The organism is Sphingobacterium pedocola (genome assembly GCF_015209965.1).
Lineage (GTDB): Bacteria > Bacteroidota > Bacteroidia > Sphingobacteriales > Sphingobacteriaceae > Sphingobacterium > Sphingobacterium pedocola.
In genome coordinates, this window is the sequence record NZ_MU158691.1 from 74703 (window position 1) to 87437 (window position 12735).

The 12735-nt window shown below is 43.2% G+C and carries 7 protein-coding genes; 1 reads left to right on the forward strand and 6 read right to left on the reverse strand.

Annotated elements, in window-relative coordinates; all coding sequences use genetic code 11:
- Positions 1 to 13: 13 nt before the first annotated feature.
- Both C4F40_RS16320 and C4F40_RS16325 read right to left on the reverse strand, forming a co-directional pair.
- Positions 14 to 1558, reverse strand: coding sequence for a RagB/SusD family nutrient uptake outer membrane protein (locus C4F40_RS16320; RefSeq protein WP_196940494.1), 1545 nt, complete (start codon positions 1556 to 1558; stop codon positions 14 to 16).
- Positions 1559 to 1593: 35 nt separating this feature from the next.
- Positions 1594 to 4653, reverse strand: coding sequence for a SusC/RagA family TonB-linked outer membrane protein (locus C4F40_RS16325; protein WP_196940495.1), 3060 nt, complete (start codon positions 4651 to 4653; stop codon positions 1594 to 1596).
- A gap of 182 nt (positions 4654 to 4835) precedes the next feature.
- Between C4F40_RS16325 and C4F40_RS16330 the strand changes: the two genes are divergently transcribed.
- A complete protein-coding gene (locus C4F40_RS16330) occupies positions 4836 to 7694 on the forward strand; it encodes a ligand-binding sensor domain-containing protein (protein WP_196940496.1) in 2859 nt (952 codons plus the stop codon).
- A 100-nt stretch (positions 7695 to 7794) separates the two neighbouring features.
- On the opposite strand, the gene C4F40_RS16335 is transcribed toward C4F40_RS16330, so the two are convergent.
- From C4F40_RS16335 to C4F40_RS16350, 4 genes are all read right to left on the reverse strand, one after another.
- Positions 7795 to 8457, reverse strand: a complete 663-nt coding sequence (locus C4F40_RS16335) for a Pr6Pr family membrane protein (protein ID WP_196940497.1) — start codon at positions 8455 to 8457, stop codon at positions 7795 to 7797.
- A 159-nt stretch (positions 8458 to 8616) separates the two neighbouring features.
- Positions 8617 to 9246, reverse strand: a complete 630-nt coding sequence (locus tag C4F40_RS16340; protein WP_196940498.1) for a hypothetical protein — start codon at positions 9244 to 9246, stop codon at positions 8617 to 8619.
- A 957-nt stretch (positions 9247 to 10203) separates the two neighbouring features.
- A complete protein-coding gene (locus C4F40_RS16345) occupies positions 10204 to 10761 on the reverse strand; it encodes a hypothetical protein (RefSeq protein WP_196940499.1) in 558 nt (185 codons plus the stop codon).
- Positions 10762 to 11293: 532 nt separating this feature from the next.
- Positions 11294 to 12685 carry an arginine decarboxylase gene (locus C4F40_RS16350; RefSeq protein WP_196940500.1) on the reverse strand — a complete coding sequence of 464 codons (1392 nt, stop codon included), beginning with the start codon at positions 12683 to 12685 and terminating at the stop codon, positions 11294 to 11296.
- Positions 12686 to 12735 lie beyond the last annotated feature (50 nt).

Below are 12735 nucleotides of genomic sequence, written 5' to 3' on the forward strand. Positions count from 1 at the left end.
TTCCCATCCAATGTTATCTAAAATTCGAATTGGCATCTATCTGCGTTTGCGGGATAGGTACAGATTCGCTTTGCCCAGGGATAAATTTGGCGCCGAAAACCTGTTGTGCTCTTCCGGTACGTACCAGATCATTGAAGCGCTCGCCCCACCACTCACAGGCAAATTCAGCTCTACGCTCGTCCAAGATCTGATTTAACGTTACGCCCGTAATTAGGCCCATATTTGCACGGTCGCGTACCTCATTAAATGGGGCATCCCCATCCTGACCTTTGCGGACTTTGGCTTCGGCATTGAGAAGTAGCGCATCGGCGTAGCGCAGAATCCGCACATTATTGTTCGCACCGTATTCAATTCGGCCCTCAGTCATTTGATTAACGGGAAGATAGGTCTTGCCATTGAAATACTTTATACCAAAGGGGTTGCCATACACACGATCGCCATCGGGTGTTTCGACATAGGTGTTTTCCGTCGCACCGTACTCAAGTATCGTCGTCTTCAGTCTAAGTGCATCACCGCGGCTGCTTAGAAAATCAACGATATCCTGAGAAGGCGGAATCCAACCTGCTCCCGAGATTGCACTGCCGCGTTGATCTCCTGCAGGGCCTTGCCATCTAAAAAAGGTGCCCCAGTCTACACCAGGGCGTACAATGTCGCCCGTAGGCAGCCCGAAGTCGGAATATTGTAACTCAAAAAGTGATTCGTCGCTCATCTTTCCAGGGCGTTTGAACAAATTGTAAAAATCACCGTGCAGAGAGAATTTTTCACTTCCAATAATCAGATCGGTGGCTTCCAGCACCTGATCCCAGTACGGACTGGAATTGTCATTTCCGGCTAGATCTGAGGCTGCTTTCGCCTTCAGAAGTAATGCTGAGTATTTGGTTACGGCACCTTTATGTTCAGACTCATTCGGACGTTTGTCTTCCAGATCTGCTATGCAAGCATTCATTTCATCAATAATAAACTCGCGCACTTCTACCTCTGTGCTTTTTTCAATAGTCGTAAGGCGGGCGATATCGCCGCTATCAAATAAGATGGGAACGTCTCCAAAAATTCGGGAAGCCAGTAAATGGGCATAGGCGCGTAGGAATCGTACCTCGGCTTTGTACTGCTTGTTACGTGCCAGCATTTGCGTATTGTCAGAAGGAATGTTTTTTTCAAACTCATCGAGTTCCATTAACGCATTATTAGCCGAAATGGCTAAGCTGTAATAGCTGATCCAGGATTGATTTAACCCCCAGTAAGACTGTATGGTAACATCATTTTGAAAGTTTTTGATCCCCATTAGTTCGGGATTATCATTCGGATTTGGTGCTGCTTGTTGAAAATCGTCATCACGCATACAGCGGATGGAAAGGTCTATCCAGTGCGTAAGGTTGTCGTCTGCAGCAGCGCGGTATACACCGGATACAGGCGCATACATCAGAGAGAGGTTGCTGTAATCGATTTCTTCAGAGCGTTGTTGGTTTTCCAACGGTTTATCCAGAAACTTTTCGCAGCTGCTGTTTAAGGCGGCGACTCCTATAAAACTACTTATGAGGATGTATTTGAAAGTTTTCATATGCTATAAATTGCTTTTTAAAAGTAATAGGTAATTTAGAACGTTACGTTAAGGCCAAGACTGTATGTCGATGATATCGGATACACGTTGTTATCAAATCCCATTCCGGCCACTTCTGGTGTGAAACCATTGTAGCGCGTAAAGATGGCCGGTCTATCTGCCGTAGCAAATATGCGCACAGGTATGGATTCACGGATCTTAAAATTATAGCCGAGCTGAATGTTCTGGATGCGTAGATAGGCACCGCTTTCCACGAAGAAGGAACTTGCCTGTAGATTCCACGAAGCGACAGATCCGGCTGCCGAAGGATGTGTATTACTCGACCCTTCGCCATTCCACAGACTTTCCATAAAGGCTGCGTCCATATTCATTTGCGCGTACCTACGTCTCATCGCACGATTCAGGTTATGGATTTTATTGCCTGCGACACCTTGAAAAGCTATACTGAAGTCAAGCTTTTTGTAATTCAGCCCCACGTTGAAGCCGTAGGTTAGCTTGGGTAAGTAATTTCCGAGATTGACGCGATCCGCTTCGTCCAATTCACCATTTTCATTTTGATCTTTATATTTGAGATACCCCGGAAGGATAGGCGAACCTGGATTTTGCTGATTGTACCGGCTGGCGATCGGGTCGGCATTGATCTCAGCCTGGGTTTGGTATACACCTGCCACTTCGTAACCATAGTAGTAGTTGATCGGTTGGTTGGCCTCTATACGTGCCGGGAACTCAGCAGACCATTCGGGAAATCCATTCATGATATTGGCCAATGCACCGATATCGGTCACCTTGTTTTTTAATGTCGTGATATTCGCTCCAATATTATAACCCAGCTGACCAACTTGGTCTTTCCAGTCTAAACCAATCTCCCAACCGCTGTTGGCTACACTTCCCCAATTACCGTATACACGGTCCCACATAAAAGGAATCGGACGGTCAAAGGCGAGATCCTTGGTTTTACGGTAGTAATAATCTACCGTACCGTTCAGGCGGTTATTCAACAAGGCGAAGTCCAATCCGGCGTCCCATTCTTCAACGACTTCCCAGCGTATCTGCGTAAAGAAGCGGCCAACCCGATAACCTGGTACACGTACGCCGTCGTTCTCACCGACGCTGCCGAAAATACCCGAAAAGTTATTTCCTGAATTGACAATGGCATAGCCCGCGTTGGGCTGTATGCCGTCGTTACCCAAAAGTCCCCAGCTACCACGTAGTTTTAACAGATTGAATACCGACTGATTTTCCATGAATTTTTCACGGCTCAATACCCATCCGACACCTAGGGATGGAAAGTATCCCCATTTCGTTTGGTACTTGGAGCTTCCATCGGCACGGAAGGTGGCGGTCAACAGGTACTTATTGTCAAAATCATAGGTACCTCTAGTGAAGAACGATATGCCTGCGTTGCGGAATCCATCTTCGCCATAGCCCGTTGCCGAACCGGTACCTTGAGCACCCTGGCCTACATACCAAAATTCTTCCGATTGCGGTACATCATTAGCGGAGACCCAGGTCTCCCGCCAGCGTTCCTCACGGGTGGACTGACCAAGCAATACACTCCAGTGGTGTTTGCCCGCTTCATCCCGGTAGGTCAATAGATTGTCCAGGACATAATTGTTGTTCCTGGCCTGTGCAGAGCGCAAATACGAGCGTTGGCTGCGCTGGTCATTGTCAATGTAATATACGGGTGTATACTGTATGTTATGGGTAGACTGATAGCGTTGACTCAGCTGCGAACGGAAGGTTAGCTTCTTTTGCCAAAATTCGGCCTCAACATAGGCGCTTGGCAATACCTGAAAACCTTTTGTTTCATTGTGGTTATAGTAGGCTGTAGCTAAGGGATTGTTGAACCAAAAGCTTGACGACATTCCCAGGGTAGTGCTGGATCCAAACTTAACGGGATCCGCTAGTTCTAGGTCGGGGTCGTATGAAGGATACAATGGAGGCGCAAAATAGGCTTGACGAAAAGCAGCATTGTTGGGTGCGAACGCATTGAAATTGTTTAAGTGCGCGGTAAAGCCGATTTTCAGCCAAGAAGCTACCCGCGCTTCAGTCTGCGAACGGATATTATACTTGCGGTGATAGTTCTCTGCGTCCATTATCCCATCCTGATCCAGGTAGTTGATACCAAATGAGTAGCTGATTTTTTCGCTTCCTCCCTGTACATCCAGATTATGGTTGTGAATGAGGGCGTTTGATCGAAGTAGTTCACCGTACCAGTCGGTATTGGTGGATGGACTAGTGGCTCCAGGTGGATCAAACTTGCTGATTGAATTGTCTACAATGTTTTTATTACCTACGGCAATAGCGTAATCCGCATATTGCTGACCGTTAGCCATCTTAAGTACATTGGTAGGCGTCTGTAAGCCGGCGTATCCATTATACGTTACACGTGCCTTCATATTGAGGCTTCCTTTCTTCGTGGTTACGATGATAACGCCGTTAGCAGCCCGAACACCATAGATAGCTGCACCAGATGCATCTTTGAGCACCGACATATCCGCGATGTCGTTTGGGTTTAGGAAATCAATGTTGTCCATAAACATACCATCGACCACATACAATGGGCTTTCGTTGTTGAATGAACCTACGCCACGGATACGGACGGTAGGTGTAGAGCCGGGAGCACCAGAGCTGACGACCTGTACACCGGTGACAGCACCCTGTAGCGCATCCATGGGTGTGGAAACGGTTCGTTTAAGGGCGTTTTCCATATTTACAGTAGCAACAGGTGCCGTCAGATCGCCCTTGCGTTGCGTACCGTATCCGATAACGACTACTTCGTCCAGATTGTAATTGCCGTCGACCTGTAGTTGTATGTTGGCTACATTGTTGCGAATGACGACGGTTTTTGTCATATAACCGATAGAATTTACAATTAAGGAATCCGCTGTTTCAGGTACGGATAGACTATAAAGTCCTGATTCATCACTACTGGTTGCTACGTTGGACGTAGTTTTTGCAGTAACAGTGGCCACGAGTGGAGTTCCTTGTTCATTGGTGATTTTGCCAGTTACGGTCCTGTTTTGGGCACGGACGATGCCCGACATACAAGACATGATGGCAACCACGGCGAAAGTCAGTAATTTGTTTTTCATGCACGATAAGTTTTGGTGAAGAAAATTTGTTTATAATATAGTTACTCAAAGTTAGATGTGATGTGCTTATATTTCCTAAGGATGTACTACATCATTTGTACAACAGATATCGGATTATTTGGTTTTTTTTATATATTTGGGGTACATCATAAGTACATCAAGAATCAATTATTGCCTTTGTCATGAATTATTTCAGCTTGTTTTTATGGGTATGGTTAATGCTTATTTCCTTCGGAGGGTGGGGACAGAATCCGCTGGGTGGACCGTTGGTCGTCAATTATGGGAAGACAGTTTTCCAGGGAGGGAGCCGTACCTGGGATATTCAACAGGATAGCAAGGGGATTATGTATTTTGGCAATAATGAAGGTCTGATTACTTTTGATGGTAAATATTGGAAACAGTATAAACTGCCCAATCAAACCATTGTAAGGTCCATTTACATTAGTGCCGACGATAAGATATTTGTAGGCGGGCAAGGGGAATTCGGGTACTTTGAAAAATCTGCTAAATCCGGTCTGCGTTACGTTTCGTTGCAGGACAAGGTGCCGGCGGCATATCGGCAGTTTGCGGACGTGTGGCATACGGTAGGTTTTGAGCAGGGCGTCTTTTTCATGGCCTCTAATCTGCTATTTGGCTATAAAGCGGATAAGGTTACTGTATATCCTGCCTCATCGGAGTGGGAGTTTCTGGGACAGGCCACCGGAAAGCTTTTCGGCCAGGATAAAGCTAATGGATTGCTTGCGTTTAACAATAACCAATGGAACGTTGTCTCGCAAGCTGCACCTTTTGCGGGACGCAAAATTTCCGGTATGCTGGAGATGGGTAAGGATAGCGTATTGGTAAGTATGCTGAACAATCGAACTTTTGTTCTCCACGATAAAAAACTGACTGCGCTAAACACAGCCACCTCGCATGATATGTATACACCGTCGATCGCAAAAATAGACGACAAACGCTACGTAATGGCGACAGCCACTGAGGGCTGTCTGATTCGTACAGCGGGCGGGCGTTTGTTGGAACGAATAGCGGTGACTGAAGGCTTACAAAACAAAAATGTTTCAGCGGTATTCGTAGATAGACAAGCGAATATTTGGGCGGCTATAGACAATGCCATTGCGGTGATCAGTTTTGGTGGCGGGATCCGTTATTTACGACCCAATATAGATCATGAAGTGACGGGTTATTCTACGCGGGTTTTTGAAAATAAGCTCTACCTTTCTTCTTCCAACGGCGTATATATGGCTCCTCTGGATAAAGTAACGGAAGACCACAGCCAGTCACCGGGTACCTTTTCGTTGCTGAAAGGCAGTGATGGCGGGGAAGCCTGGCGTCTGGATATAGTAAACGATAGGCTATTGCTGGCCCATAATAAAGGCTTATATACCATTGAAGGTAATAATGTACGTCCCGTTGCGCTAGGAGCCGGTTCCTGGCTCGCATTGCCCTTGTCTTCTGTGTACCCCATAAGCCATAGCTTGATAGGTACCTATCGGGGCTTGAATCTGCTTGGATTTGACGGTCGCACATTTTCGATCGAAAGAACATTGCAAGGGACATCTGATTCCTACCGATTTCTTGCAAAAGATGACAATGGAATCATCTGGGCATCCCATCCCTACCGGGGAATCTACCGAATGCAGTTAAATGCGGCCTTGACAGCATACGAAACAAAGCTGCTCACAAAACAAGAAGGACTCCCATCTTCTTTTCAAAATTATGTCTTCAGGGTTAGGAACCGTGTGGTTTTCGCTACCGAGAATGGGGTTTATGAATACGATCAATCGACTGGACGCTTTTTCCCCTCTCGCTTTTTTGCCGTGTTCCGAGGGCTGCCTATCCGGTATTTAATAGATGATGCAGCGGGCAATGTATGGTTCTGCAGCGGGAAGAAAGTCGGTGTAGCGCATTATAAAAAGGAAAGTGATGATTATGCGATTACTTATTTCCCGGAAATCGAGGGAATGAATACCTCAGGATTTGAAAATATATATCCGTACAATGCGCAAAATGTGTATATAGGGTCGGAAAAAGGTATCATACATATTAACTACAGGAAATACCAGGCGGGCAAAGTCAGGCCAACGGTGCTGATGTCGTCAGTCAGTACGGTAGGTGCGCGGGACAGTGTTATTTTCAACGGTTATTCCCAAACTTACCCTCCGATCTTGAATGCATCTTTCGATTCGTTCCATTTTGAATATGCATCACCAAGCTACGGCGTGCACGAACACGTTTCGTACAGGTACAGGCTGGAGGGGTATGATACAGATTGGTCTCCATGGACCACGAATAATGAAAAAGACTATACCAATTTGTCGAGCGGTCACTATTCATTTAAAGTAAAAGCAAAGAATAACCTCAACGAAGAATCGGAAGTAGCGGTATATACCTTTGAAATACGGCCACCATGGTACAGAACGATCTGGGCCTACGTGGTATATATACTCCTGGCATTGCTCGCCATGTATTGGACGGTGATCATACAAAAAAAAGCATGGATAAGACAGCAACTTAAATTTGAAAAGGAGATGGAACAGTTGCGGTATATCCACCAGCTGGAGGTGGAAAAAAATGAAAAGGAAATTGTGAAATTGCAGAATGAAAAGTTGGAAAATGAGGTGCTGTCCAAAACTAAAGAGCTGGCGAGTACAAGTATGCAGCTCATGGAAAATTCAGGCGCCCTCACAAAACTTCGGGTAGAACTGGCAAAATTGGAAACAATAGAAGAGGGGGCGGAATTGAAACGTATCACCTCTTTACTTAAAGATGTTGAGAACAATACAGCGCATTGGGATCAATTTGCTTCACATTTTGACGAATTGAATGACGGTTTCTTTCATCGATTGAAAAGTATACATCCTTCCTTATCCCGCAATGATTTGAAGGTGTGTGCTTACTTAAGACTTAATTTTTCGACCAAGCAGATTGCACAGTTGCAAAGTATTTCTGTGCGGGGAGTAGAGATACATCGCTATAGATTACGAAAAAAAATGAACATCGAACCGGAAACGTCGCTTAGCGATTACCTGGAAAGAATATAGAAAGCCTAGGTGAACTGCCGTGTCCGGTATACAAGGTGAAATTATTGGATACTTCATTAGCAGGGTAACTAACTTGAGATTTCGAAAATCTTAACTACCGTTAGTAGAGGGTATGATTGTTTGCCCTAGCACGGCTTATCCAGACCAGCAGCTGGCTAAGTATTAAAAAGAAAACAGTAATCCCTAATACGTATACACAAACCCCAATTATCCCCCCAGTCACATCAGGATCAAGAAAAGGATAAGGATACCATCCGGTAAACGATGCGCGGATAAACGTATAAATGAGCCACAGGAACGGAAATACAAGCCAGCGCAATGATCCACGGGATGTAATCGCAAGTCTGGATGGCCATAGCAACCACCATATTGAAATAAAGAATGGTCCCAATTGGTGCAGCATAAAATTACTCCAGTTAAAGCTACCGGGGTCTGGGTTTACATCTGTATCCTGCAGCAAAAGCGCATATACAATTCCTGTTACCATCATATAGAGAACGGCCGCCCCGCGGAGATATCGGAACCATTCTCCCAACCTTTTCTTTCGCACAATTGCTATTGCAGCAATAAGATAAGTAGTGGCAGCGATAAAGTTGCTCTGTACAGTAAAAAAACTGAATCTGTTCCATCCATAGCTAGGGGAACTGGGATCTACGTTCCATGCATTCCATGGTGTCACTGCATGTATGGTGAGCAATGCCATCACGATCAATACGATGGCATTTATCCATTTTATGTTATGTGGTAATTCAGTTTTTGTCATTGATTTCAATTATCTCGAGTTTTTTCGGTCAGTATACGGATCATGAAGGGTTCAGTTTCCTTTTACCCGAAAGGATCTCTGATTTCATACGTAAATATAATAATTTTTACCGCCATATTGGTGATCTTCGATAATTTCTCATGTAATGCCGTGTTCACATTACCGCACCATCAGCATGACAACGATCGACCAATCACTGATCCCGTGTTTGTTTTTTGCGCGTACTTTAAAATATACATATTTGCCAGGCTCGAAGCCGCCGGCATAGCTTCGGAAAGAGCGGCTAGTTGTCTGGATATCTCCCCAAATTGGATTTCCGTTCTTATCTAGTGTCGAAGCAAAGCAGTAATCGTATAACATATCCCGTCCTACGGGTTTAAAACCAAACGCGACTTCGCCACTCCCTCTGCCATCCAAAAGATAGGGGCCTTCGGGTGTGGCTGGAAGATGTCCTTTGCGTTTTTTTTCCAGAACTGGAAAACCGGAGCTATGTAACTTCACTAGATCGCCATCGCTGACCATGTTGATGTAAAAAACCAATTTCTGTAACTGTGCCGCCAATCTACGTTTACTTTCCCGCTTAGCCGAGTTATGGATGAGACCGCCGCCTTTTGCCTGCAGCACTTTGTCGTAATAGTCTGCATAAGATTCTTCCAGTTCCGCCAACGAAGGAGTTGGATTCGTGAAATAAGGGGAATCTTTCAGGCATCTGATGATCCGCAATGCAGCTACAACCAGCGCATCGTCCGCATACCGGATAAATCCTGCTTTAGCTCTTATATACTTCATACCGTTACCTATCGTGATTTAGTAAATTCATATATGTTGTGGCGTTATAGCGAAATAAAATGCTGAAAAGCATATCGTAAAGATAATAAACGTTATTGATAACGCAGCGATACCAATAACAAATTGACTCGGCAAAGAAGATGCAACGCAGCTCTTGAACCATTGAAAGGTAGAAGAATCCTATTCTGTTGTGCACTCGATGTGCTAGTATAAAGATCGTCCATGAATCAGCGGGTTCCCTAATGGTTCGGGTTTCAGTCAAGCTACGTTGACGTTAAAGGCGTTTGGGTTGGCGGATATGTTACGTAACATGCTTTTAAAGAAATTTACCCTGAAAACACTTCCAACAAGGATGCGTATTTTTTAAGTATAGTGAAGTTATATCCTCAAATAGTTGGGTTATAAAGTGGTGGTGTTTTCTTTGTTTGTTATTGTTTTTAACCAAAAAAGTAATATAGTTGCATTTGTATCAATGGTACAGCGACAATGTGGAGTTGTCAGTGCACGATAATGATTTTTGTGCCGATCAGAGCAAGTTAATTCATATCACGGAAACGTTGGTTAGGAATTCAATCGTAAATAATATAATCTAAAGTTAAATGTAGTTGACCGGAGTGCAGTACTGGACACTACTAATGGTAACAGCGATGGCCTGAAACTATCCTGGATGATCAGAAGACGGTTTGTGATTTCTTATTACTTTTTTATAAAATTCAGTTAATCAGGGACTATAGCTCGATCATTGTTTTCGATGAGCGTAGACTAAATACAAACTAGCTGGAAAGAGGTATGGTTTAAGCTCGAAGTGTTTAGGTTTAGGATCATGTTACGTAACGATATAAGAGCACCAAATATTCAATAATAGGCTAGTGGTGAGGAGATAGGTTGCCGTATATATTTGGTGCTCTTTGGCCGGTAGTTCTATATACCAGTGATTTGATTGATTTGACTATGCCATTAGAATACCGAAAAATTAGATAAGATATTGTGAAAATCTTCTTTTTCGATATCTCTGAATTCGTTGTTGAAATGGTTGTATAGGTAGCAGCTGTTGCCGTAATTTAATAGAGTTGATTCGTCACTATAATTGGTTTGATAAAATAACCAAACACTATAAACTGTAATTCCTATGTTTTTGAAATGGTATATAATACCCGTTTCTTCATAAGTTTGCAGGATACTTTCTTTTTCATCTTCCGGATGCGGCTCTATTTCGAGAAGCGAATGTTCCTCTTCCCAATCGGCAATCTGTTGGAATAGAAATTCTGCATCTGACCGGTTAAAGAAACGTTTTTCGAATCCGAGGTTTTCACGGTTTTTAGGAATGTCTATAGTCTCGGTTAATGCTGGCGGTATAGGATTATTTAGAAGGTATTCCGCAATAGCTATCCTTTTCGATTCCTCCTTCTCTCGGTGTCTTTTCTCAAAAAATTCTTCTATTGATAGATTTTCAGCTTCCATCTGATCCAGATATTTTTTTTTCAATCTTAATTTTGGGTCTTCGTTTTTTTTCATGATTTATAATATGGGTTTATTTATATATTGACTATACAATCATTATAATTGATTTTTTAAGATACGAATTATGATTCTTAAATAAAAGAATTTTCTTACTTTCCCAATGTCTAGAACGAATAATTTGAGTGGAGTGAAATCTTCGTAGGCTTTTAATGGTATTGCGGGTTTGGTGATATTATGAACTTGATGAGTCAATTCACAATCTTTGAGTCATGTTAAAAGCTGATTTTTAAGTTGCTTTTAATGAACTTTATATACAAAAACATGTTCGACTTTTTGTGGTTTAAATTAGAAGAGGGCGTCTCAAAAGGTCTTATCAAAGCGTGAAAACGTCATTTCGACCAAAGGGAGAACCGAGCCTGCGAGCTCGCCGTAGGCAAATCTAACGACATATATAAAGTTCTTAAAATCAGATAAACTTTAATTATTCATGCTTTTAGATTTATCTTCGATGAGCCCTTCGGGGTTCTCCTCGTTCCTCGTCGAAATGACGACATAGTTTACTTTTGAGACAGCCACTCTAATTTAACTATTGATATCCCAATAACTTCATGACTTGTTTCGAATTTTGTTCCTCGCCAAATACTTCGTAATTGAAGGTCTCATCGCGATTACGACGGATCAATACATGCTTCGGTGAAGGAAGCAGGCAATGGTGTATCCCGCCGTATCCACTCAATACGTCCTGATAGGCGCCTGTATGGAAGAAGCCTAAATACTGTAGTTTACGCGTCTTCGGCATAAAGACAGAGCTGGTATGTGCCTCCTGGTTATAATAATCCTGCCCGTCGCAGGTAATCCCCCCCAAATTCACCCGTTCGTATTCCGAATCCCAATTATTAATGGGTAGGAGGATATATTTTTGGTTCAAAGCCCATACATCAGGTAGGTTGGTGATAAATGATCCGTCGATCATAAACCATTTTTCCCGGTCATTCTGTAATTTCCGACCCAGTACTTTATAGAGGATACCCGAAGCTTCAGCCACAGTGTATTTTCCAAATTCGGTAATAATATCGGGTTCAATTACCTCATGGTGTGCACAGATCTGCTTGATGCGGTTCACGATTTCATTCACCATGTATTCGTAATCGAAATCATGTACCAAGGAGTCTTTAAACGGCATGCCGCCACCGATATCCAGGGTGTCTAGATCGGGGTTGATCTTTTTAAATTTACAGTATAAGGTCACGTATTTCTCCAATTCGTTCCAGTAATAGGGGGTATCGGAGATCCCTGAATTGATGAAAAAGTGTAATAACTTAACCTTAAAATTTGGATTATCTACGATCTTGTTGTTATAGAAGTCAATCACATCTTCCATACGAATTCCTAAACGGGAGGTGTAGAATTGTGAATCAGGTTGTTCCTCCGCCGCGATACGAATACCCAGGGAACAGGGGTCGTCAAGCTCGATCTCATCATCATACAGATTGAATTCTTCTTTGTTGTCCAACACAGGGATAATATTTTTGAAGCCATCATGTATCATATCAATGATATATTGCTTGTACTGATAGGTTTTAAAACCGTTACAAATAACGGTGATATCCTTAGTAACTTTCCCTTGGCGCTCCAAAGAATCGATCATGGGCATATCAAATGCAGAGGATGTCTCCAAGTGGATGTCATTCTTCAACGCCTCTTCTACAATATGCTTGAAATGTGAGGATTTTGTACAGTAACAATATTTATAGGATCCGCGGTAATCGTGTTTCAGGATCGCGGTTTGAAACAAGATCTTCGCCTGTTGGATCTTTTTGCTGACAATGGGTAAATACGTAAAACGTAATGGCGTGCCATACGTTTCTATCATCTCCATCAAATTCAGGTCGTGGAAGTACAATTCGTCGTCGATAATTTCGAATCCGTCTTGCGGAAAACCAACACTTAGGTCAAGAAATTCCTGATAGCTCTGCATTTTTTATTATTTTTGGCAAAGATATACTTTCAGGATGAATACCTAAACAC